A 22,579-nucleotide genomic window follows, 5' to 3' on the forward strand; every position below is an offset into this window, starting at 1 on the left:
CGCCGCCGGTCTCACTGCCTGGCCGCCGGCACCCCTCCGGATCACGGAAGTCGCTGGCCAGCGGCTGTGGCGCGTTGAGTATGCCCGATGGAAGGACTTCCGTCACGGGGTGGTGGACGGCGCCGGGCAGCTCGGTTCCAGTTCCTCGATCGTACGGAGCGTGGCGCGCAGCAGCCTGGTGAGCAGCTCGCGTACGGCGTCGCGGCCGAGCTCCTGATGACCGAGCCAGTCCAGCGTGATCCCTTCGACGCCGGTCATCCAGCCGATGAGGGCCAATCGGGCGGTCAGCGGGATGTCGCGGCGGCCGTACGCCCCCTCCGCGATGGTGGCGATCAGCTCCTCGCGCACCGCGTCCCGGATGGCCTGCACCTCGGTGTCGAAGCCGACGCCGCCGGTGACGATCGTGCGGTACGCCGCCTGGTGGTGCTGGGCGTAGCGCAGATAGCCGTCGATGGTGCGCTGGACGCGCTCGGCGGTCGGAAGATCCCGCTCGCTGCCCGCCCGCGCGACGAGTTCGGCGACCGACTCCTCGACGATGGCGAGGTAGTAGCCGCGTTTGCTCTTGAAGTAGTAGTAGATCAAGCCCTTGGCGACGCCCGCGTGCCGGGCGATGTCATCCATCGACAGGGCGTCGTACGACGTGTCGGCGAACAACTTCCGCCCGGTCGCGATGAGTTCGGCGCGGCGCACCTGCGATCGCTCGGTGGAACCGCGCTGTTGACTAATATTCAATACCGGCCCTAGTCTCCAACTGCCACAGGATGTCCGCAGTATGGCAGACCTGCGCGAACTCCCTTTCCGCGTCGTCCTGTAGGTGATCGGCCACGCACTTCCCCTGCGCACCGCAGCGACGTACGGGAGGAACCAGTGAGCGCAGCCAAGCAACAGCAGCCGCCGCCCGCCGAGGGCAGAACGGCATGGAAGAAGACGGCGGTCGTCGCGATGCCGGCGGTCCTCGCGGTCGGAGTGATGGCGTCGATGATGGGCCAGGGAGCGCTGGCCGCGTCGTTCGCCGTATCGGGGACGAGCTTCCAGGTGGCGTCGGGGAAGCTGACGAGCCAGGGACTGTCCAGTTACGTACAGACGGACCGGTCGGCGGACGGCAAGGGGCATCCCGTCGCGCTGCTCGGCATCGGCGACGCCCGCCTGAGCGACATCTGCCAGGCCGCCGAGATCGGCACCCCCGTCGGGAAGGTCGTCTTCAAGCTGACGGCGGGAGGCAAGGCGGGTGAAGTGACCGCCACCAGTCTGGTCATCGACGCCGAGGATCTCGTCGGTGACGCCCGCTTCGGCACGGCACAGATCGGCCGGGACGCGTCGACCCTGGACCAGGTGCCCGGGGTCAAGGGCGAGGTCGGCAAGTTCGGTCTCCAGGCCGGGGACATCGAGGTCGCGGGCGTGAAGTCGCACGCCTGGTCCGCGACCGGCGGGAACTTCCGGCTGAAGGGGCTCAGCATCGACGTGAGCCTGGACGGCAAGAAGTGCTTCTGACCCGGGCCCGCCGTCCGGCCAAGGGGTGGCTGGAGGAGCGGCTGCCGTATCCGGACAAGCGGCGCAGGCTCCGGGCCTGGCGGCGGACCCGCCCCTTCTGGGGCGGGCTGCTGCTGATGCTCGGCGGCATCGAGCTGCTGCTGGTGCCGCTGTCGCCGCTGACGGTACTGGTGAGCCTCGGCCTCGGCGGGCTGGCCGCGATCGGCATCGGGCTCGCGCTGATCGCGGCGGGCCTGTTCCTGTGGTTCCTTCCGCACACCCGTCACTACGTGAGCATCAACGCGCTGCTGCTGTCCGTCCTGTCCTTCGCCGCGACCAATCTCGGCGGCTTCGTCGTCGGGATGGGGCTCGGGATCGCGGGCAGCGCGATGGGGTTCGGCTGGACGCCCGTACGGGAAGAGGAGGAGGTGCCGCCGCTGCGGGACGGGCAGGGGCCGCGTACGCTCGCGTACGCTCTGCCGGTCGTGCTGCTGGCGGCACTCGGGCAGGGGCCTGCCGAGAAGGCACCGGCGCCCGGGGCGGTCCACGCCGCGCGTACGCCGCCGACCGTGACCACGACGCTCTTCGCGCCGCACGGGTTCCTGATCGCGGGGGTCCGGGAGGTGCCGACCGCCGACGGGCCCGTGAAGGCGATGGTGCTGAAGATGCGGTCCGCCTCCCTCACCGACTACCGCCTCAAGACCCGCGACGGCCGCGACGAACTCGCACTGGGGGCGGACACCCTGGACCTGAGCGGCAACGTGACGCTCTACCTCACCAAGTTCAGCGGCTGCCTGGAGGGCATTCTCTGCCTCACCTTCACCCCGGACGGTCTGCCGGTGCCGCCCGTGGTGCCGCCGTTCGTCTTCATGACCGATGTCAGCGCCGAACAGGCTCTGGTGACCTCGGACTTGATCGTCACGGACGGACTGACCCTGGAGGCGTCGTGATCCAGATCCAGGCGGCCCTCTTCTGGTCGTACGCGATCGGCGCGACCTTCGCCCTGTCGGCCGGACGCCAGCTCCAGTGGTGGGAGCGGTCGGTGCAGGGTGAGGGCGTACGGACGCGCAGCCGCGCGGCCCATCCCTATCTCGCGCTCACCCTGCTCTTCGCGGCGGTCCTGATGGTGCCGGCCGGACTCTTCGTGATGTGGCAGAACCCGTCCTGGGCGACCATGCACGTGGCGCGCGGGCACGGCGGCCTGTGGGCCGGTTTCGTCCTCTTCTACGCCGCCGGGATCATCGTCGCCACCCTGCTCGGCTTCCTCGCGGCGCGGGTGTTCGTGCTGGTGGGGGCGGGCTACTGGGCGTACCTGCAGACCGTGGGCGGCTACTTCCTGCTCTTCGGCACGCTGATCCACGGCTGGGACGGCAACGGCTACCGGCGGCTGCTGACCACCAGCGCCCACGCGTACGCCGAATGGCCGCGCGACAGCGTCGTCAACAACGTCCTCGACTTCATCACCTCGGGGACGTTCCTCGCGCTGCTGATCCTCGGAGCGGCCGTCATCGGGACCATGCTCGCGGCCGAGATCGGCTGGCTGATCGAGGGCTGGCGGCTGCCGGGCGCGGACGAGGACCGCAAGGTGCCACGGGTGGCGGCCGTCGCCGTCGCGGCGGCCGGGGTGTACGGGCTGCCGTTCGCCGGTGCGCTGGCGGCGAGTGTGCTCGTACACCTGCTGGGGTGGCCCCTGGGACTCGGGCTCTTCGCGGGCCTGGCCGGGGCGGTGCTGCTGCCCCGGCGCAGTCCGGTGCGGCTGCTGTACGGGCTGGTGGGCGTCCCGCGGAGGCACTGGAGGGCGGACGCGGAACTCGTCACATGAGGCCGGCCTGGGTGACGAACATGGCCAGGACCACGACGAGGGTCCAGCCCAGGAGGTGCTCCAGGATCTTGGGGCCGTCCTCCTTGGGGCCGCCGGTGCCGGCCCTGGTCCCGGCGCGGGTGATGTCGGCAGTGGTCGCAGTCATGGGATCCACAGTGCCCGCGGGAACGGCCCCGGGGTAGATGACGTTCGTCACGCCCCCGGGGCGGTCCGGTGGGCTCAGCGGATGCCGACGGCCGCGAGAGCGCGCTGCTGGGCGGCCGTCGGGTGGGCGGGCCAGTAGACGTAACAGACGCCGCCTGTGCCGGACACCACTTTCCCGCTCGCGTTGTAGCGCTTCGTACGCAGCCAGATGTTTTCCCACTCGCGGCGCTTGTAGACGCGGCGTACGGCCTGGTTGTCCGGGGATGCCGGGTCGTTCGCGATCACGTCGCCGTCGGGGGTGAAGCCGATGACGGTCATGAGGTGGCCCGCCGTGCCGTAGCCGGCGCCCGTCAGCTCCTCCTTGAGGAAGGACTGCGACGTTATGGCCGGGATGCCGACGCGGATCAGGGCTTCCAGCTCGGTGAGCGAGTGGAGGCGGGTGACGACGGCGTTCATGTCCTTGTACGTCGCGGCGTACGCGGCGTTGAAGGGCCAGTTGCCGCAGCCGGAGTACTGGTAGTCGAACGTGTAGCGGGCCGCATGGCAGACCTGCGGGTCCTCGAAGGCCGGATCGACCCAGGCCAGGTCTTCGGCGGTGGGCCGGCGGCCCCAGTACTCGATGATCATCTGCGAGGAGGTGGGGCTGCACCAGGCCTCGCCGCCGTTGTCGTACTCCGGGTACTGGCCGATGTGCGTGTTCTGCGAGTAGCGCGGGACGGCGAGCTCCCGGGCCACCCGGGGCGGGGAGGCGGGCACGGTGAAGCGGTCCGGGATGCCGGAGGCCATCGCGCCGAGGCGCCAGACCCTGGGGGTCAGGTCCGTGCCGGGCTTGCGGTGGAGGGTCAGCCTCAGCCGGTACGACGCCAGGCGCAGGGCGCCGGCCGAGCTGTTCATGGAGAACGTGTCGGTCCAGATGCTGCTGCGGCCGTCGCTCTGATCGTCGACGGAGGTGCGCTTGATGTCGGCGTCGCCCGCCGCCCAGCGGCCCATCACGTACCAAGGCGTCGTGACGCCGTCCGAGTAGGTGCCGCTCAGCTCGACCGCCAGCCAGGTGCCGGGTGGGGTGTGCGCGTTCCAGGAGGCGATGACCTCGGCCGCCGGGACGGTGGAGCGGTGGACCGGCGAGGTCCACGTGGCGCTTTCCCAGGTGGAGGTGGTGCCGGTGTGCGGGTCGGTGTACTCGGTGCGGCCCGACGGCTTACCGATGACCACACCTGGCCTGCGGCCCGCCACCGTCCTGGTTCCGGCGGCGGTGCCGGAGCGCCAGTCCGTGGAGGAGGACCAGAAGCGGTTGTCCACGGGGCGGCGGGACGGGGCGGCAGCGGCTGCCGGGGGCGCGGATGCCGCGCCTGCGCCGAGTGCCGCGGCGATCGCGGCGGTCAGGACGGTGCGGCGCGAAGTGGTTCTGGTCATGGTCGTGGCCCCCGAGTCGTCGGATGCGGTTGGGGCGGGCAAGTGCGCGACAGTGGGCCAACTATGGCCGGTGGGGGCGGGCTTCTGCCAGCACCTGGCATCGCGTCGCCGCACCAATATTGGTGTGGACCGGTGGCGGGCGCGGGGGCCGCTGCGCGAGGCCTACCCCTCCCCTCCCCGCCCCTTCCCGAATGTGGCTCCGCCCCAGACCCCGCTCCTCGAACGCCGGAGGGGCTGGAGGGGGCGCAGAGCTGGACTTGCCGCGCCGGGCAATCCAGCTCAGCTGGGGGCCTGCCCCCGGTTCGGGAAGGGGCGGGGAGGGGAAAGGTCCGCCGGAGGCATCTGGCTAGGGTGGGAGCGTGGAACGTCTCGATCAGCTTGCCCACTTTCTGCGCGCGCTGCCGCCCTCCTGCGGCCCCGTGCGGCTGGTCGCCGTGGACGGGCACGCGGGGTCGGGCAAGAGCACCTTCGCCGGGCGGCTCGCGGCGGCCCTCGGCGGGGCGCCCGTACTGCACCTCGACGACCTGGCCACACATGACGCGCTCTTCGACTGGACCGGTCGGCTGCGCGAGCAGGTGACCGGTCCCCTCTCGCGCGGCGAGAGCGCTCGGTACGCGCCGTACGACTGGACGCTGCGCCACTTCGGCCCCGCGCGCCCCCTGGACCCCGCGCCCGTCGTACTGATCGAGGGGGTCGGCGCCGGGCGGGCCGCCGTCCGTCCGGATCTCGCGCGGCTGCTGTGGATGGAGATGGGCGCGCAGGAGTCGTGGGCGCGCGGGCGGCGCAGGGACGGGCCGGCGCAGGCGGAGTTCTGGGACGGATGGACAGCGGCGGAGACGCGCCATTTCGCCACCGACCCCTCGCGGCCGTACGCGGATCTGCTGGTACGGCAGTGTCAGGAGGGGTACGAGTGGCGCACGCGAACTTCCGCGACAGCGTTGCCGAACCGATCCGTCACGTTGAGTGACCACTGGGCCCCGCCCTCCGAAACGGCCTGAAAACCTCCCCCGGGAGTGCCTCAACTCCGCTTGACCGAGGGGGCGTACAGGTCTTACGTTCTCAATGTGCGGCTTTCCGAAGCCGCCGCAGACGCGAAGCCCCCGGTTGTTCCCCCGTGATCGGGGGCTTCGTTCTGCCCGCAGCGCCCCTTTGCGGGCGCCGGGTGATGCCATTCGCTCACCCTCGGTCACCTTCACTCCCAGGCCTGCGCCACCCTTAGGCCGGGGCCACCCGCACAGGTACGATGCCCTTCGGTGCGGTCAATTCCCGTCCGCGGCAAGGCGGTTCTGAGACCTGCTGGCGGGCGAGGGCCCGGTGGCACATCACGGGGGGCACAGTTCGTGGGGGATGTGACGGAATTCGGCACGCAGGGCGTGAACGCCCCGGCCGACCTCGCCTGGCTGCGTGGTGTCGACGCGTACACGATGGGCGCGTATCCGCAGGCCGAGGAGGAATTCAGGGCTGCCGTACGCATGGACCCCGGCATGGCCGACGGCTGGCTGGGCCTCCACGCGCTGCGCATCGACACCACCACCGCGCTCTTACGCATGTACCGCCACCGCGAGCGTTTCGGCGAACAGCGCGCCCGCCACCGGCGGACCCTCAACTCCTGGTACTGGCTCGGCTGGTGGGTCCAGCCGGTCCTGGAGAAGCCGCGCGACCTGCTGCTCGCACACGCCTCCCACTGGCTCGACGGCCGCCATGTGCCCGAGCTCGACCGGGCGCTGGCCGGGCTGCCGCCGGTGGACGCCGATCCGCAGGTGCGGTTCCTGCACGCCTGCCGGGCGTACCTGGTCAAGGACTGGGAGCAGCTCGTACGCCACACCGATCCGCTCGTCGACGACCCGCTGCTCGGCATCGAGACCGGGCTCTTCGGCGGCATGGCGAGAGTGCGCCTGGAGATGTACGGGCAGGCCGAGCCGATGCTGTCGGCCGCCCTGATGCGCTGCCGCAGCGAGCAACCGCAGCGCAAGGAGCTGCGGTACTGGCTGGCCCGCGCACACGAGGGCACCGGGCGCAGCGCGGCCGCGCTGCCGCTCTACCGGGCCGTCCACCGGGTGGACCCCGCCTTCATGGACACCTCGGCGCGGCTCGCGGCGATCGCCGAGGGGGACGGGTACGAGGACTCCGCCGGCTTCGCCGCCGTATCGCTGGCGGGGATCGGCCAGGACGCGGCGGACGCGGCCGGTGATACGGAGAGCCTCGTGGGGCCGGAGGTCCCCGAGGGGCGGGACCTGCTGCTGGGCGGCGGGAGTCAGCCGCTCCTGGGTGGCTCGGTGCCGGTCGCCGGGGACAGCGGCGTACGCGAGAAGGCGCCCATCGGGCCGCGGCCAGGGGTGGCGCAGGCCTTTCCGGCCGGTCCCTCCGATCCCGCGCTGCTCGCCGAGGCGCTGGCGGAGCTGGAGCGCATGGTCGGCCTCGAACCGGTCAAACGCCAGGTCAAAGCGTTGTCCGCGCAGTTGAACATGGCCAGGCTGCGGGCAGGGCAGGGCCTTCCCGTACAGCCGCCCAAACGCCACTTCGTCTTCTCCGGCCCCTCCGGCACCGGCAAGACCACGGTCGCCCGGATCCTCGGCCGGGTGTTCTACGCGCTCGGGCTGCTCGGTGGCGACCATCTGGTGGAGGCCCAACGAGCCGACCTGGTGGGTGAGTTCCTGGGGCAGACAGCCGTCAAGGCGAACGAGCTCATCGACTCGGCGATCGGCGGCGTGCTCTTCGTCGACGAGGCTTACTCCCTCTCCAACTCCGGGTACAGCAAGGGCGACGCGTACGGCGACGAGGCCCTCCAGGTGCTGCTCAAGCGCGCCGAGGACAACCGCGACCACCTCGTCGTGATCCTCGCCGGCTACCCGGAGGGCATGGACCGCCTGCTCGCCGTCAACCCCGGCCTCTCGTCCCGCTTCACGACCCGCGTGGACTTCCCCAGCTACCGCCCGCTGGAGCTGACGTCCATCGGCGAGGTACTGGCCGCCGAGAACGGCGACGCATGGGACGAGGAGGCGCTGGACGAACTGCGCAGCATCAGCGGGCACGTCGTCGACCAGGGCTGGATCGACGAGCTGGGCAACGGCCGCTTCCTGCGCACCCTGTACGAGAAGAGCTGCGCGTACCGGGACCTCAGGCTCTCCGGTTACGCCGCCACTCCCACCCGCGACGACCTGTCGACGCTGCGCCTGCCCGACCTGATGCAGGCGTACGGCGAGGTCCTTTCGGGACGCCGCGGCCCGGCGAACCGGGGCCGGCAGGAACCGCCCGCGCTCTGAAGGGCGCGGACGGTCCGCCGGTCACCCCACCAGCGCCGCCGGTTCGTTCGCCGTCGTCGTGTCCTGTGGCAGCCGGGGCACCACCACCCGGTGAGCCGGGTCGCGTACCTCGCCCACCAGCATTTCCAGTACGTCCTCCAGCGCGACCAGTCCGAGCACCCGCCCCGCCCCGTCCGCCACCTGCGCCAGGTGCGTCGCCGCGCGGCGCATCACGGACAGGGCGTCGTCCAGGGGCAGTTCGGCGCTCAGCGTCGCCATCGGACGCCAGACCTGCTGCGGAACGGCCCGCTCCCGCTCCTCCAGGTCGAGTACGTCCTTGACGTGGATGTACCCCATGAAGGCCCCGCCGCCGACGCACACGGGGAAGCGCGAGTAGCCGGTCCGTACCGTCAGCTCCTCGATCTCGCGGGGCGTGACGGAAGGCTCCACGGTGACCAGGGACGCCCGGTCGAGCAGCACGTCGGTGACCGGCAGGCTGCCCAGCTCCAGGGCGTCCTCCAGCCGCTCCTGCTCCCCCGGCTCCAGCAGCCCGGCCTGGCCCGAGTCCTCGACGAGCCGGTTGAGCTGCTCACTGGTGAACACCGCCTCGACCTCGTCCCTGGCCTCGACACCGAACATCCGCAGCACCACCCGCGCGCACGCGCCGAGCCCGGCCGTCACCGGACGGCACAGCCGGGCGAAGCCGACGAGTCCCGGGCTCAGCCACAGCGCGGTCTTCTCGGGCGCCGCCATGGCGAGGTTCTTCGGAACCATCTCGCCGATGACCAGGTGCAGGAAGACGACCACGGCAAGCGCGATCACGTACCCCAGCGGATGGATCAGCCCTTCGGGCAGACGCACGGCGTGGAAGACCGGCTCCAGGAGGTGCGCCACGGTCGGCTCCGCGACCGCGCCGAGGGTCAGCGAGCAGACGGTGATCCCGAACTGCGCCGCCGCCATCATCTGCGGCAGGTTCTCCAGTCCCTGCATGACCTGTCGGGCGCGGGCCGAGCCCTGGGCCGCGAGCGGTTCGATCTGGCTGCGGCGTACGGAGACGAGCGCGAACTCGGCGCCGACGAAGAAGCCGTTCGCCAGTACCAGGAGCAGTGCGAACAGCAGTTGGAGAACGCTCATCGGACTGCCTCCGTGACGGCCTGCGCGGTACGGACGAAACGCACCCGCTCGGCGCGGTGGCGGTCCACCTGCCGTACGGAGAGCCGCCAGCCGGGCACTTCGGCGCGGTCGCCGGGGGCGGGGATGCGCCCCAGCAGATCGGCGACGAGCCCGGCGACGGTTTCGTACGGCCCCTCGGGCACTTCGAGGCCTATGCGCCGCAGGGTCAGGACGCGGCAGCTGCCGTCGGCCTCCCAGGCGGGGCTGCCGTCCTCGGCGGGCGCGGCGGCGAGTTCCGGCCGCTCGGCGCCCTCGTCGTCGTGCTCGTCCCTGACCTCGCCGACGAGCTCCTCGACGATGTCCTCCAGGGTGACGACCCCGGCCGTACCGCCGTACTCGTCGACGACGACGGCGATCGGCTGCTCGCTGCGCAGCCGTTCGAGGAGCTGCTGCACGGGCAGGGTCTCCGGGACCATCAGGGGCGGTACGGCGACCCTGGCCACCGGGGTCCGCAGTCTGGCGTGCGCCGGCACGGCGAGTGCGTCCTTGAGGTGGACCATGCCCACGACCTCGTCGATGCGGTCCCGGTAGACGGGGAAGCGCGAGAGGCCGGTGGCGCGGGTGAGGTTGAGTACGTCGGCCGCGGTCGCTGAGGACTGGAGGGCGATGACCTTCACGCGCGGCGTCATGACGTGCTGCGCGGTGAGTCCGCCGAGCGAAAGGCTGCGTACGAACAGGTCGGCGGTGTCCTGTTCCAGGGCGCCGGCCCGCGCCGAGTGGTGGGCGAGCGACACGAGTTCGCCCGGGGTGCGGGCGGAGGCCAGCTCGTCGGTGGGCTCGACGCCCAGCATGCGTACGAGCCGGTTGGCGACCGCGTTCAGCAGGGAGATCACGGGGCGGAAGACCGTCGAGAAGAGGTGCTGCGGTCCGGCGACGAACCGCGCGACTTGCAGTGGCCGGGAGACGGCCCAGTTCTTCGGGACCAGCTCGCCGATCACCATCTGGACGGCGGACGCGAGCAGCATGCCGACCGCGACGGAGACGCCGGGGACGACTCCTGCGGGTATGCCGGCCGCGGTGAACGGGCCGGACAGCAGGTGGGCGAGCGCGGGCTGGGCGAGCATGCCGACCACCAGCGAGGTGATGGTGATGCCGAGCTGGGTTCCCGAGAGCTGGAAGGACAGCTCGCGCAGCGCTGTTACGACGGTGCGGGCACGCCGGTCGCCTTCGGCGGCGGCGCGCTCGGCGTCCTGTTTCTCGACGGTGACCAGACCGAATTCGGCGGCCACGAAGAAGCCGTTGGCGAGGATCAGGAGGAATGCCGCAACGAGCAGCAGGAGGGGGATGGTCATGCCGCCGCCTCGGGAGAATCAGCAGAGGGGGCGGCGCAGGTACTGCCGGACGATCCGTCCATTGCTGGAGGGAGTCACTCCTCGGGTCGCAGGTGCCCCGCGGGCCGGTGTTGCGCCCTTAAACGCGGAGCGGGGCGCACTGGGCGCGCCGCCTGCAACAGAGTAAACGGGAGCGGGGCGGGCCGGGCAGGGGCTCAGCCGGTGTGTGTGCCGGTGCCGCGTGATTCCGCGAGGTCCCGCAGGGCGCGGGCGTCGCGGATGGCCTGCTGCTTGGCGACACCGGGCTGGATGCCGAGAGCGGGGAGGCTGGTGCCGTCGCTGAGGTCGAGGAACACCCAGGCGTCACCGGGGCGCAGGTTGACCCGTACGATCTCGGCCCACTCCAGCCGGCGCCTGTTGGTCAGGTTGACCACGGTGACACCGGCCTCGTCGGCGACGACCTTGGGACGGCTCAGCAGCAGCAGTACGCCGAAGAGGAGCAGCGCGGTGAAGATGAATGCCACCCGCTCCCCGCCGCTGAGCGTTTCGAGGAGCAGGGCGACGGCGGTGATGACGGCGAACATCGCCACCCCGACGGTCAGGAGGACGGCCCGGGTGCGGGTCGGCCGGAAGGTGACCGGCAGGGTGGGGAGTTCGGGCTGTGACACGGCGGTCGCGGTTCCTTCGAGGGGTGCGGGCGGCGGTACGGCGATCAGAGGCGGCAGGCGTGGATGGCCGTGGTGAGGATGGCGCGGGCGCCGAGCTCGTACAGGTCGTCCATGACGCGCTGGGACTCCTTGGCCGGGACCATGGAGCGGACGGCGACCCAGCCCTCGTTGTGCAGCGGCGAGATGGTGGGCGACTCCAGGCCCGGGGTGAGGGCGACGGCCGCTTCGAGGTGCTCGGCGCGGCAGTCGTAGTCCATCATCACGTAGCTGCGGGCGACCAGGACGCCCTGGAGGCGGCGCAGGAACTGGCCCACCTTCGGGTCGACGGCCTCCTCGGCGGAGGCGCCCGTGCGGCGGATCACGACCGCCTCGGACTTCATGATCGGCTCACCGATCACTTCGAGGCCCGCGTTGCGCAGGCTCGTGCCCGTCTCGACGACGTCGGCGATGACCTGGGCGACACCCAGCTCGATGGCGGTCTCGACCGCTCCGTCCAGGTGGACGACCGCGGCGTCGATGCCCTCGTCGGCGAGGTGCTTGGCGACGATGCCCTCGTAGGAGGTGGCCACCGTCATGCCGGTGAAGTCCTTGACACCGGTCGCGGTGCCGGGCTTGGTGGCGTAACGGAAGGTCGAGCGGGCGAAGCCGAGCTGGAGGATCTCCTCGGCGTTGGCGCCGGAGTCGAGCAGCAGGTCGCGCCCGGTGATGCCGATGTCGAGGCGGCCCGAGCTGACGTAGATCGCGATGTCACGGGGCCGCAGGTAGAAGAACTCGACCTCGTTCTCGGGGTCGACCAGGCGCAGTTCCTTCGACTCCTTGCGCTGCTGGTAACCGGCCTCATGGAGCATCTCCGACGCAGGTCCGGAGAGGGAGCCCTTGTTGGGGATGGCGATGCGCAGCATGAGGTCTGGTTCCTTCTGTGCGGTGGGAGTGATCGTACGTAAACGAAAAAGGGTGCAGCTCAGAGGTGGGCGTAGACGTCGTCGAGCGAGATCCCGCGGGCGACCATCATCACCTGGACGTGGTACAGCAGCTGCGAGATCTCCTCGGCGGCGGCTTCCTTGCCCTCGTACTCGGCGGCCATCCAGACCTCGGCGGCCTCTTCGACGACCTTCTTGCCGATGGCATGCACACCCTTGTCCACCAGCTCGGCGGTGCGGGAGGTGGAGGGGTCGCCGTTGGCGGCCTTGAGCTGGAGCTCGGTGAAGAGCTCTTCAAAGCTCTTGGGGGGTTTGTTGGCCATGATGGTCCTAAGAGTACGGGGTGGCCGGCTGCCACTCAGCGCCAGGGTTCGGCGACCGTGCGCAGTGTGGTGGCGGTGGCGACGGCGGCGGTGACCGCCTCGTGGCCCTTGTCCTCGTTCGAGCCCTCGATGCCGGCCCGGTCGAGCGCCTGCTCCTCGGTGTCGCAGGTCAGTACGCCGAAGCCGATCGGAACGCCGGTGTCGACGGAGACCTGCGTGAGGCCGTTCGTCACGCCCTGGCACACGTACTCGAAGTGCGGGGTTCCGCCACGGATGACGACGCCGAGCGCGACGATCGCGTCGTAACCACGGCCCGCGAGGACCTTCGCGACGACCGGGAGCTCGAAGCTGCCGGGGACCCGCAGGACGGTCGGCTCGTCGATGCCCAGCTCGTGGAGGGCGCGCAGCGCGCCGTCGACGAGGCCGTCCATGACCTTCTCGTGCCACTGGGCCGCGATGACTGCCACCCGGAGGTCACCGCAGTTCTTCACACTCAGTTCGGGTGCGCCCTTGCCGCTCACGCGTTCTCTCCTTCGAGGTTGTTACGGATTTACTGGTTGCCGCAGGTGGAGGCGGAGGCGCCGTCCAGCCACGGAAGGTCGTGCCCCATCCGGTCCCGCTTGGTCCGCAGGTACCGCAGGTTGTGCTCGCCCGCCTTGACGGGCATCGGCTCGCGTGCAATGACGGTCAGGCCGTGCCGGACGAGCGCCGCCGTCTTCTCGGGGTTGTTCGTCATCAGCCTGAGGCTGTGTACGCCGAGGTCTTCGAGGATCTGCGCCCCGGCCGCGTAGTCGCGGGCGTCGGCGGGCAGGCCCAGCTCCAGGTTGGCGTCGAGGGTGTCGCGGCCGAGTTCCTGGAGTTCGTACGCCCGCAGCTTGGACAGCAGCCCGATGCCGCGCCCCTCGTGGCCGCGCAGATAGACGACGACGCCCCGGCCGGTCTCGGTGATGCGCTGCATGGACGCTTCCAGCTGCGGGCCGCAGTCGCAGCGCTGCGAGTGGAAGATGTCGCCGGTCAGGCACTCGGAGTGGATCCGCACGAGGACGTCGTCGCCGTCGCCGATCTCACCGTGGACGAGGGCGACGTGCTCGACGCCGTCGACGGTCGAGCGGTAGCCGTACGCCGTGAAGTCCCCGAAGGACGTGGGGAGCTGGACGGTGGCCTCGCGGCGGACCTTGGGGTCGGAGGTGCGGCGGTAGGCGATCAGGTCCTCGATGGAGATGATCGTCAAGCCGTGCTTGCGGGCGAACGGGATCAGCTCGGGCAGCCGCAGCATCACACCGTCCTCGCCGGCGATCTCGACGATCGCGCCGGCCGGGCGCAGGCCCGCGAGCCTGGCGAGGTCCACGGCGGCCTCGGTGTGGCCGTTGCGGACGAGTACGCCGCCGGGCTTGGCGCGCAGCGGGAAGATGTGGCCGGGGCGGACGAAGTCGCCCGCGGTGGAGCGGCCGCCCGCCAGGAGCCGCAGGGTGGCGGCGCGGTCGGCGGCCGAGATGCCGGTGGTGACGCCGTGCTCGGCGGAGGCGTCGACGGAGACGGTGAAGGCCGTACTCATCGACTCGGTGTTGTTCTCCACCATCTGCGGGAGTTCGAGCCGCTCCAGCTCGTCGCCCTCCATGGGCGCGCAGATCAGGCCGCGGCACTCGCTCATCATGAACGCGACGATCTCGGGGGTGGCCATCTCGGCGGCGATGACGAGGTCGCCCTCGTTCTCCCGGTTCTCGTCGTCGACGACGACCACGGGGCGGCCGGCCGCGATGTCGCGGATGGCGAGTTCGACGGGGTCGAGGGCCAGGTCCTCGGCGTTGTCGGTGCTGTACCAGGTGGGCAGGGCGCTCATGCTGCTGCTCCTTCCATGGCGGGCTTCACGCTTGCGCGTGAACGCTGCCACCAGTCATAGGCACCCCAGAGGACGAGGGCGAGGTAGACGACGTACACAAGACCGGAGAAGGCGAGACCGCTACTGAAGGCGAGCGGTACGCCCACCAGATCGACCAGCAGCCAGGCAAACCAGAACTCGACCAGGCCGCGCGCCTGGGCGACCATCGCGACGAGCGTGCCGACGAAGATGTACGCGTCGGCCCAGGGGCTCCAGGACAGCGACGGATACAGGGTGAAGAGGCCGCCGACGGCCAGCGTGCCGACGACCGCTCCGGCCGCCAGCAGTCCGCGTTCGCGCCAGGTGGCGAAGCGGACGGCGATCGAACCGTCCTGGGCCTGCTGCCTGCCGAGCTGCCACATCCGCCAGCCCCACAGGGCGACACCGATGACCAGCAGCTGCTTGCCGACGCCGCCGCTGAGGTTCGCGGAGGAGTACGCGGCGACGAGGATGACGCCGGACAGGAACTGGGCGGGCCAGGTCCATATGGAGCGCCGCCAGCCGAGCCCGAGGGCGATCAGGCCGATGGTGTTGCCGATCATGTCCGACCACAGGATCTGCTGACCGAAGGCCGTGAAGGCCTCGCTGTTGAGCCAGGAAACGGCGCTCACCGCACGGTCTCCTTCCGGCCCGACCGGTCCGCGCCGAGCAGCCGCTCGACGTACTTCGCGAGTACGTCCACCTCGAGGTTGACCTGGTCCCCGGCCTGCTTGATGCCGAGGGTGGTGAGGGCGAGGGTGGTGGGGATGAGGCTGATGGTGAAGTAGTCGTCCCCGGCCTCTACGACGGTGAGGCTGACGCCGTCGACGGTGATGGAGCCCTTCTCGACGACGTAACGGGCGAGGTCCCCGGGGAGCGAGACCTTGACGATCTCCCAGTGCTCGGACGGCTCGCGGCCGGTGATCGTTCCGGTGCCGTCGACGTGCCCCTGCACGAGGTGTCCGCCGAGACGGCCGCCGAGCGCCATCGGGCGCTCCAGGTTGACGCGGGAGCCGACGGTGAGGGCGCCGAGGCTGGAGCGGGTCAGCGTCTCGGCCATCACGTCGGCGGTGAATTCACCGTCCCCGAAGTCCACGACGGTGAGGCAGACGCCGTTGACGGCGATCGAGTCGCCGTGCTTGGCGTCCTCGGTGACGAGCGGGCCGCGCAGTCGGAAACGGGAGGCGTCACCGAGGTTCTCGACGGCGGTGACCTCACCCAGCTCTTCGACGATTCCGGTGAACACTCAGTGCTCCTTCGATACGGGGACGGCGGGGACGGCGGTGATGCGCAGATCGGGGCCGATGCGGACGGTCTCGGTCACGTCGAGCCGCAACGCTTCGGTGATGGTGGTGATTCCGGCGTCGGCGAGGGCGGCGGGCCCGGCGCCGAGCAGTACGGGGGCGAGGTATCCGGTGACCGTGTCGACCGCCCCGGCGGCGACGAAGGCGCCGGCGAGCGTCGGCCCGCCTTCGAGGAGTACGGAACGGACGCCCCGGGCGTGCAGGGCGGCGAGCAGCGCGTGGATGTCGAGACCGGTGGCGGCGCGTGGCAGGCGTACGACGTCCGCACCGGCTTCGGCGAGATGCGTGGCGTCGGCGTCCTCGGCGACGGCGATCAGCGTGGGCGCGGCGTCGTCGAGGACGCGGGCGCCGGGCTTGACGGCGGTGGCGTTGGTGTCGACGACGACGCGCAGCGGCTGCGTGACGCCCTCGATGCCGCGTACGGCGAGGTGCGGGTCGTCGGCGCGCATCGTGCCGGAGCCGACGATCACGGCGTCCGCCTCGGCGCGCAGCCGGTGGACGTCGGCGCGGGACTCGGCGGAGCTGATCCAGCGGCTGGTGGAGTCGGCCGCCGCGATACGGCCGTCGAGCGTCGCGGCGTACTTCCAGCGGACGTACGGGCGGCCGAGGCGTACGGACGTCAGCCAGGCCGCGTTGCCCGCCTCCGCCTCGTCCGCGAGCAGGCCCTGTTCGACCTGGACCCCGGCCGCGCGCAGGGTGTCCGCGCCGCCCGTGGCCTGCGGGTTCGGGTCCGCGACGGCGTAGACGACGCGGGTGATCCCGGCGGCGACGAGGGCCTGGGCGCAGGGGCCGGTGCGACCGGTGTGGTTGCAGGGTTCGAGGGTGACGTACGCCGTACCGGCGCGCGCCCGCTCCCCCGCCTCCCGCAGGGCGTGCACCTCGGCGTGCGGGCCGCCCGCGCGCTGGTGGAATCCGGCGCCGGCGAGCTGACCGTGGGCGTCGAGAACGACGCATCCGACGACCGGGTTGGGGCTGGTGGAGCCGAGTCCGCGGGCGGCCAGCGCGATGGCCCGGCGCATGGCGTTCGCGTCGGTCGTGGCTGATGCGGCTGCGGTGGCCACCGGGTCCTCCTGCCTCTTCGGGCACGGACTCCGGGGCTGTCGATGACGACAGAGAGCGGGAAAAACGCCAACGGGTGCGTACGGGGACGCCGTGGCCGGAAAGAGGGGTCGCCCTTGAAGGACGAGCCGAACCGCCGACAGCGGCGTACCGATGACCTGTGACGGCCCGCCGCGCACTGCCTCCCATCCGGACTTTCACCGTCGGTACAGGAATTTCACCTGTTCAACCGGCCACTGGAGGTGACCGGGTCGCGGACTGTAACCGCCGGTTCGGAATTACACCGACCCCGGAGTGCGCTGCTGCTGGTACACGGTCAGTGTGCCACGCCCGGCGTGATGCCATGCACACGATCCCCTGTGGGCCGGATCACAGAAGATTGGTCCATACCTATTGACGCTCTGGTCTAGTCCTCTTAACGTCTGCGCCACAAGACGATCACCCATCGTTCGTTGTGCCAGGCCGACCTCCACAGGAGGAACAGACCGTGCTGTCCCCCACCCGAGCGAGAACCTCCCTGCTCGCCGCCGGCGCCGCTGTCGCCGGACTCCTGCTCAGTTCACTCGCCGGAGGCGTCTCTCACGCCGCCGACAACGAGTCCTGCCGCCCCGACGGGCTGTACAAGACCCCGGGCGTAGACGTTCCGTACTGCTCGGTCTACGACACCGAGGGCCGCGAGAAGATGGGCGCCGACCACCAGCGCCGCGTCATCGGATACTTCACCGGCTGGCGTACGGGCAAGAACGGTGAGCCCGCGTACCTCGCCTCCGACATCCCGTGGGACAAGGTCACCCACCTCAACTACGCCTTCGCGCACATCGGCGGCGACAACAAGATCTCGGTCGGCTCCGACGGCGAGAGGAACGCCGCGACCGGGATGACCTGGCCGGGCGTGGCCGGTGCGGGAATGGACCCGGCGTACAGCTACAAGGGTCACTTCAACCTGCTCAGCAAATTCAAGAAGCAGCACCCGGACGTCAAGACACTCGTCTCGGTGGGTGGCTGGGCCGAGACCGGCGGGTATTTCGCGGACAACGGCGACCGGGTGAATTCCGGCGGCTTCTACTCGATGGCGACGAACGCGGACGGCTCGGTCAATCAGGCGGGCATCGACACCTTCGCGGATTCGACGGTCGCGTTCATCAAGAAGTACGGCTTCAACGGCGTCGACATCGACTACGAGTACCCGACGACGATGAAGGACGCGGGCAACCCGCTGGACTTCTCCCTCTCGAACGCGCGCCGGGCCGGGCTGGTCAAGGGCTACGCGGCGCTGATGAAGTCGCTGCGCGAGAAGCTCGACCGGGTGGGCGCGGCCGACGGGAAGCACTACCTGCTGACGGTGGCCGCGCCTTCGTCCGGATATCTGCTGCGCGGCATGGAGACGTTCCAGGTCCAGAAGTACCTGGATTACGTCAACATCATGTCGTACGACCTCCATGGCGCCTGGAACGAATACGTCGGCCCCAACGCCTCGCTCTTCGACGACGGCAAGGACGCCGAACTGGCGGCCGCCGGTGTGTATTCGACGGCGCAGTACGGCGGGGTCGGTTATCTGAACACCGACTGGGCCTATCACTACTTCCGCGGCTCGATGCCGGCGGGCCGCATCAACATCGGCCTGCCCTACTACACGCGCGGACACAAGAACGTGCAGGGCGGTACGGACGGGCTGTGGGGCAAGGCTCCTTCGACGAACTGCCCGGCCGGCGCGGGTCTGACCAAGTGCGGCGACGGCGCGTCGGGCATCGACAACCTGTGGCACGACAAGGACACGGCGGGCAAGGAGTCCCCGGCCGGGTCCAACCCGATGTGGCACGCGAAGAACCTGGAGAAGGGCGTCGTCGGGGACTACGTCACGAAGTACGGCTTCCCCGCCGACACCAAACTGACCGGCACGTACGCCCGCAAGTACGACTCGACGCTCGTCGCACCCTGGCTGTGGAACGCGGAGAAGAAGGTCTTCCTGTCGACGGAGGACGAGCAGTCCGTCAAGGCCAAGGCCGACTACGTGGTGGACAAGGGCATCGGCGGCACGATGGTCTGGGAGCTCGCGGGCGACTACGACTGGAACGCCGCCAAGGGCCAGTACGAGATCGGTGACTCACTGACGACGGCGATGTACGACAAGTTCAAGTCGGCCTCCCCGTACGGCGCGAAGCGCTCCACCATCGAGCTGCCGGCGAAGGCGCTCGACATCGGCGTGGACTTCGGGCAGTTCCCGCTCGGCGACTCGAACTATCCCATCAGCCCCAAGCTGAAGATCACGAACAACTCGAAGGCGACGCTGCCGGGCGGTACGGAGTTCCAGTTCGACTACGCGACCTCCGCGCCCGCCAACGCCAAGGACCAGTCCGGCTTCGGCACCAAGATCGTGCGCAGCGACCACACCGCCGCCCACAACATCGGCGGCCTGAAGGGCGACTACAACCGGGTCTCGCTGAAGCTGCCGGCCTGGCAGACGCTGGCACCGGGCGCCTCGGTCGAGCTGGACTTCGTCTACTACCTGCCGACGTCGACACCGTCCAACTGGACGGTGACGTTCGGCGGCCGGTCCTACGCCTTGGCAGGGGACTTGGCTCGCGGTACGACGGTGGTGGACCCGGGCACGGATCCGGGACCGGGCCCCGGGCCGGACCCGAGTCCCACGCCGAGCCCCGGCGGGCCGTGCACCGCGCCCGCGTGGAGCACTTCGTCCGAGTACGGCAGCGGTACGACCGTGTCCCACAAGTCACACAATTGGAAGTCCAAGTGGTGGACCAAGGGCGAAGAGCCGGGTACTACGGGTGAGTGGGGTGTCTGGCAGGACCTCGGAGCCTGCTGACCCGACCCCCAGTTGAACGCCCGGCGGCGGTGACCGGCCCTTCCCGCCGCCGGGTCTTTACCCACGAGGCGCTAGCTCCGAGGCGCGAATACGTCGTCCTGGGCCGCGTCCCGCGCCGCGAGCAGCGCGCCCTGGAGTACCGCCGCGTCGCCCAGCTCCCCGGCCCGCACCTCCGTGCGCAGCGGCGACATCGCGGCCAGCCTGTCCGCGACGCGGGCGGCGAGGGCCGCGCCGCCCGCGTGGCCGGTCTCGCCGCCCAGGAGGACGCAGCCCGGGTCGAGGACAGCGGTCACGGAGGCCACGCCGATGGCCAGACGCGTCGCGAGGGCGTCCAGGAACGGCTCGCCGCGCCGGCCCGCCGCGAGACCCGCCCGTACACCGGCGGCTGCGGAAGCGTCCCCGGCGGTCATGAGACCGTGCCGCGCGGCGAGTTCGCCGATCGCGGCGCCGCCGACGAGCGAGTGGAACCCGCCACCGCAGTCCGTCGCCGACGGCAGCCCGACCGTTCCCGGCACCGGCAGGAAGCCGATCTCGCCGGCGCCGCCCGACGCCCCCCGGCGCAGCTTGCCGTCGAGCACGAGCGCCGCGCCGACGCCGTGGCCGAGCCAGAGCAGTACGAAGGTGTCACGGTCGCGGGCCGCGCCGAGCCGCTGCTCCGCGACGGCGGCGAGGTTGGTCTCGTTCTCCACGAGCACCGTGGCCGGGAGACGCTCCTGGAGGACGGCGACCAGGCTGCGGTGCCAGGCTGGGAGCCCGGTGGTGTGGCGCAGTTCCCCCGTCGCCGGGTCGATCAGGCCGGGCGCGCCGATCCCGACGCTGTGCAGGCGCCGCGCGCCGGCCTCGCGGGCGGTGCGCTCCAGGAGCGCCACCGCCTGCTCGACGGCGGGTTCGGTGCCGGTCGCGTCGGCGTCGATCGGCAGCGTCGCCTCGGCGAGGGTCGTACCGAGCAGGTCGGCGACGACGACGGAGACCCCCTGGGTCCGTACGTCGAGCGCGGCGAGGTGCGCGCGGTCCGCGACGATCCCGTACAGCCGGGCATTGGGGCCGCGGCGCTGCGCGCCGGTCTCCCCCACCACGCTGATCAGGCCCGCGCCCTGGAGCCGTTCGACCAGGTCGGCGACGGAGGGGCGGGAGAGTCCGGTCAGCGTCTTGAGCTGTCCTGCCGTCAACGGGCCCTCGTCCTGGAGCAGCTTGAGGGCGGAGCGGTCGTTGATGGCCCGGGCGGTGCTCGGTGATGCGGGCATGCCACGGATCCTCTCAGACTCGTCCGCTCTATTTATCAGGCAGGCTCCCTGATAGTTTACTCCGGCAAGCTGGAAGTGCGGGACGAACGGGGAGGGCGCTACGCGTGACGGGCGAAATGGTCTTCAGCCGGCAGCAGTTGAAGCGAGCACGATACGCGGTGGCCGCCGTCTTCTGTGTGCACGGCGCGGTCACCGGCAGTTTCGCCACCCGTATCCCGTGGATCGTGGACCACACCGGCGTGAGCGCGGGCCAGCTCGGCCTGGCGCTCGCCTTCCCCGCGATCGGCGCCTCGGTGGCGATGCCACTGGCCGGCACGATCAGCCACCGGTTCGGGGCGCGGGGCGCGCTGCGCGGGCTGCTGGTGCTGTGGACGCTCGCGCTGACGCTGCCCGCGCTGGCGCCGAATCTGCTGACGCTGTGCGCCGCGTTGTTCGTGTACGGCGCGACGGCGGGCATGTCGGACGTGGCGATGAACGCGCTCGGCGTCGAGATCGAGAACCGGCTCGACAAATCGATCATGTCCGGGCTGCACGGCATGTGGAGCGCAGGCGCCCTGATCGGTTCGGCGGCGGGAACGGTCGCCGCACACCTCGGCAGCGACGCGCGGCTGCACCACGCGCTGGCCGCAGTCGCGCTGACCGTCCTCGGACTCGTCGCCTGCCAGGGCGTGATCGACCTGCGCAGCGCGCCGGAGGCCCAGGCTCCGCCGCGTTTCGCCCTGCCGCCGAAGTCGGCGCTGGTGATCGGCGCGATCGGGTTCTGCGCGGTCTTCGCGGAGGGAGCCAGCCTGGACTGGTCGGCGGTCTATCTGCGGGACGTGCTGGACACTTCGCCGGGCGTCGCGGCCGCGTCGACGACCGCGTTCGCGCTGACGATGGCGGTGGCACGGCTGGCCGGGGACCGGGTGGTCGACCGGTTCGGTCCGGTACGTACGGTCCGGGTGGGCGGCGTCGCGGCGACGGCCGGTGGCGTACTGGTGGTCGCGGCGCCCCATCCGGGGCCGGCGATGGCCGGCTTCGGGCTGCTCGGCCTCGGCGTCGCGGTGGTCGTACCGCTGGCATTCGCCGCGGCGGGGCGCAGTGGGCCGAACCCGAGCCAGGCGATCGCCGGCGTCGCGACGATCACGTACACGTCCGGCCTGATCGCCCCCTCGGCGATCGGCGCGGTCGCGGACGCGACGTCGCTGGTGGTGTCGTTCGGGGTGGTGACGGTGCTGGCGTTCGGCCTGGTGGTGGGGGCGGGGGTACTCCGGGGCGCGGGCCGGGTCTCGGCGGGCGCCGGTAGCGACGCGCAGGCCCCGGCCGCCGCGACGAAGGACTGAGTGGCGGGTGGCTGCGCGGGCTTGTTCCCCACCCCCGCTCCGCTCCTCGCAGCCAGTACAGACCATTTCCAAGGGCTAGGCGGCGGCCAGTTCGGCGTTGGCGCGGGCCGTCAGGACCGTCAGCAGGCGGCCGGCGACCGCCATCTCGTCCGGCTCGAAACCGTCGTACAGCCGAGCAGTGATCTCACCGACCGCCGTACGGATCGAACGGTTCAGGTCCCGTCCCGCGTCCGTGAGGCGGATCCGGCACTCGTCACCGGGCACCGCCTCCACCAGTGCCGACGCGGTGAGTTCGGCGATCGTCGCCAGGGCCGTCGCGTCGTCGGTCTTCAGGGTCCCCGTCATCCGGCTGACGAGGTGGCCGCGATCGACGCCCGCGCCGCTGTCCGCGGTGACGTTGAGCGCCACGGACTGGTGAAAGGTGGTGCCGGTGCGGGCCAGCTGCCGTTCCAGGACGGCGCGCGTGGCGTAGTGGGCCTGGCCGATGACCTGACCGTTGACGTTCGGGGTTGCGGACATGGT

Annotated in this window: 22 protein-coding genes and 1 riboswitch; of the genes, 7 read left to right on the forward strand and 15 right to left on the reverse strand. The window is 70.9% G+C overall.

The features are described from left to right. Window positions 1-102 precede the first annotated feature (102 nt). Window positions 103-732: a TetR/AcrR family transcriptional regulator gene (locus tag AC1P0E_RS04410; protein ID WP_482740833.1), complete on the reverse strand. Its 630-nt coding sequence runs from the start codon at window positions 730-732 to the stop codon at window positions 103-105. A gap of 210 nt (window positions 733-942) precedes the next feature. On the opposite strand from AC1P0E_RS04410, the gene AC1P0E_RS04415 reads away from it, so the two are divergent. The 3 genes from AC1P0E_RS04415 to AC1P0E_RS04425 are packed head-to-tail and all read left to right on the forward strand — an operon-like array spanning window position 943 to window position 3,292. Further along, window positions 943-1,491: a DUF6230 family protein gene (locus AC1P0E_RS04415; protein ID WP_482745647.1), complete on the forward strand. Its 549-nt coding sequence runs from the start codon at window positions 943-945 to the stop codon at window positions 1,489-1,491. Beyond that, a complete protein-coding gene (locus AC1P0E_RS04420; RefSeq protein WP_482740834.1) occupies window positions 1,482-2,420 on the forward strand; it encodes a DUF6114 domain-containing protein in 939 nt (312 codons plus the stop codon). The genes AC1P0E_RS04415 and AC1P0E_RS04420 overlap by 10 nt, the downstream gene beginning before the upstream one ends. After that, the gene (locus tag AC1P0E_RS04425) at window positions 2,417-3,292 is read left to right on the forward strand and encodes a hypothetical protein (RefSeq protein ID WP_482740835.1); all 876 of its coding nucleotides are present in this window, start codon (window positions 2,417-2,419) and stop codon (window positions 3,290-3,292) included. Before AC1P0E_RS04420 ends, AC1P0E_RS04425 begins: the two co-directional genes overlap by 4 nt. On the opposite strand, the gene AC1P0E_RS04430 is transcribed toward AC1P0E_RS04425, so the two are convergent. Then, on the reverse strand, window positions 3,285-3,437 hold the full coding sequence (locus AC1P0E_RS04430; RefSeq protein WP_482740836.1) for an SCO1431 family membrane protein: 153 nt from the start codon (window positions 3,435-3,437) through the stop codon (window positions 3,285-3,287). The two genes, AC1P0E_RS04425 and AC1P0E_RS04430, sit on opposite strands and share 8 nt — an antisense overlap. 74 nt (window positions 3,438-3,511) lie before the next feature. Next, the gene (locus AC1P0E_RS04435) at window positions 3,512-4,849 is read right to left on the reverse strand and encodes a peptidase C39 family protein (RefSeq protein ID WP_482740837.1); all 1,338 of its coding nucleotides are present in this window, start codon (window positions 4,847-4,849) and stop codon (window positions 3,512-3,514) included. A 359-nt stretch (window positions 4,850-5,208) separates the two neighbouring features. Between AC1P0E_RS04435 and AC1P0E_RS04440 the strand changes: the two genes are divergently transcribed. Continuing rightward, a complete protein-coding gene (locus AC1P0E_RS04440; protein ID WP_482740838.1) occupies window positions 5,209-5,847 on the forward strand; it encodes a uridine kinase family protein in 639 nt (212 codons plus the stop codon). A gap of 342 nt (window positions 5,848-6,189) precedes the next feature. After that, window positions 6,190-8,112: an AAA family ATPase gene (locus tag AC1P0E_RS04445; protein WP_482740839.1), complete on the forward strand. Its 1,923-nt coding sequence runs from the start codon at window positions 6,190-6,192 to the stop codon at window positions 8,110-8,112. Window positions 8,113-8,133: 21 nt separating this feature from the next. Here the strand turns inward: AC1P0E_RS04445 and AC1P0E_RS04450 are convergent, their stop codons facing one another. The 10 genes from AC1P0E_RS04450 to ribD form a co-directional block, all read right to left on the reverse strand. Beyond that, complete coding sequence (locus tag AC1P0E_RS04450) at window positions 8,134-9,225, reverse strand: hemolysin family protein (protein WP_482740840.1); 1,092 nt, start codon at window positions 9,223-9,225, stop codon at window positions 8,134-8,136. Then, complete coding sequence (locus AC1P0E_RS04455; RefSeq protein ID WP_482740841.1) at window positions 9,222-10,556, reverse strand: hemolysin family protein; 1,335 nt, start codon at window positions 10,554-10,556, stop codon at window positions 9,222-9,224. Before AC1P0E_RS04455 ends, AC1P0E_RS04450 begins: the two co-directional genes overlap by 4 nt. 194 nt (window positions 10,557-10,750) lie before the next feature. Next, window positions 10,751-11,203, reverse strand: a complete 453-nt coding sequence (locus tag AC1P0E_RS04460; RefSeq protein ID WP_482740842.1) for a PH domain-containing protein — start codon at window positions 11,201-11,203, stop codon at window positions 10,751-10,753. Window positions 11,204-11,247: 44 nt separating this feature from the next. Next, window positions 11,248-12,105, reverse strand: coding sequence for an ATP phosphoribosyltransferase (gene hisG / locus AC1P0E_RS04465; RefSeq protein WP_482740843.1), 858 nt, complete (start codon window positions 12,103-12,105; stop codon window positions 11,248-11,250). 59 nt (window positions 12,106-12,164) lie between these two features. Next, window positions 12,165-12,446: a phosphoribosyl-ATP diphosphatase gene (locus AC1P0E_RS04470; RefSeq protein ID WP_214916175.1), complete on the reverse strand. Its 282-nt coding sequence runs from the start codon at window positions 12,444-12,446 to the stop codon at window positions 12,165-12,167. Window positions 12,447-12,481: 35 nt separating this feature from the next. Beyond that, window positions 12,482-12,967, reverse strand: coding sequence for a 6,7-dimethyl-8-ribityllumazine synthase (ribH, locus tag AC1P0E_RS04475; RefSeq protein ID WP_355267533.1), 486 nt, complete (start codon window positions 12,965-12,967; stop codon window positions 12,482-12,484). Between the two features lie 29 nt (window positions 12,968-12,996). After that, window positions 12,997-14,286 carry a bifunctional 3,4-dihydroxy-2-butanone-4-phosphate synthase/GTP cyclohydrolase II gene (locus tag AC1P0E_RS04480; protein WP_482740844.1) on the reverse strand — a complete coding sequence of 430 codons (1,290 nt, stop codon included), beginning with the start codon at window positions 14,284-14,286 and terminating at the stop codon, window positions 12,997-12,999. Next, window positions 14,283-14,936 carry a nicotinamide mononucleotide transporter family protein gene (locus AC1P0E_RS04485; RefSeq protein WP_482740845.1) on the reverse strand — a complete coding sequence of 218 codons (654 nt, stop codon included), beginning with the start codon at window positions 14,934-14,936 and terminating at the stop codon, window positions 14,283-14,285. The genes AC1P0E_RS04480 and AC1P0E_RS04485 overlap by 4 nt, the downstream gene beginning before the upstream one ends. Further along, complete coding sequence (locus tag AC1P0E_RS04490) at window positions 14,933-15,550, reverse strand: riboflavin synthase (RefSeq protein ID WP_482740846.1); 618 nt, start codon at window positions 15,548-15,550, stop codon at window positions 14,933-14,935. Before AC1P0E_RS04490 ends, AC1P0E_RS04485 begins: the two co-directional genes overlap by 4 nt. Next, window positions 15,551-16,627 (reverse strand): bifunctional diaminohydroxyphosphoribosylaminopyrimidine deaminase/5-amino-6-(5-phosphoribosylamino)uracil reductase RibD, encoded by a 1,077-nt coding sequence (gene ribD, locus AC1P0E_RS04495; RefSeq protein ID WP_482745648.1) that lies wholly within the window; start codon window positions 16,625-16,627, stop codon window positions 15,551-15,553. Between the two features lie 211 nt (window positions 16,628-16,838). Further along, a riboswitch (FMN riboswitch) is annotated at window positions 16,839-16,969 on the reverse strand. 185 nt (window positions 16,970-17,154) lie between these two features. Between ribD and AC1P0E_RS04500 the strand changes: the two genes are divergently transcribed. Next, on the forward strand, window positions 17,155-19,491 hold the full coding sequence (locus tag AC1P0E_RS04500; RefSeq protein ID WP_482740847.1) for a chitinase C-terminal domain-containing protein: 2,337 nt from the start codon (window positions 17,155-17,157) through the stop codon (window positions 19,489-19,491). 71 nt (window positions 19,492-19,562) lie between these two features. Here the strand turns inward: AC1P0E_RS04500 and AC1P0E_RS04505 are convergent, their stop codons facing one another. Beyond that, window positions 19,563-20,735, reverse strand: a complete 1,173-nt coding sequence (locus tag AC1P0E_RS04505; RefSeq protein ID WP_482740848.1) for an ROK family transcriptional regulator — start codon at window positions 20,733-20,735, stop codon at window positions 19,563-19,565. Window positions 20,736-20,851: 116 nt separating this feature from the next. Here AC1P0E_RS04505 and AC1P0E_RS04510 point away from each other — a divergent pair, with 116 nt between their 5' ends. Beyond that, window positions 20,852-22,057 carry an MFS transporter gene (locus AC1P0E_RS04510; RefSeq protein ID WP_482745649.1) on the forward strand — a complete coding sequence of 402 codons (1,206 nt, stop codon included), beginning with the start codon at window positions 20,852-20,854 and terminating at the stop codon, window positions 22,055-22,057. A 75-nt stretch (window positions 22,058-22,132) separates the two neighbouring features. Here AC1P0E_RS04510 and AC1P0E_RS04515 read toward each other — a convergent pair whose 3' ends face one another. Further along, window positions 22,133-22,576: a hypothetical protein gene (locus AC1P0E_RS04515; RefSeq protein WP_482740849.1), complete on the reverse strand. Its 444-nt coding sequence runs from the start codon at window positions 22,574-22,576 to the stop codon at window positions 22,133-22,135. Between the last annotated feature and the right edge of the window lie 3 nt (window positions 22,577-22,579).

It is taken from the genome of Streptomyces sp. TRD_SC_5, from assembly GCF_056836825.1.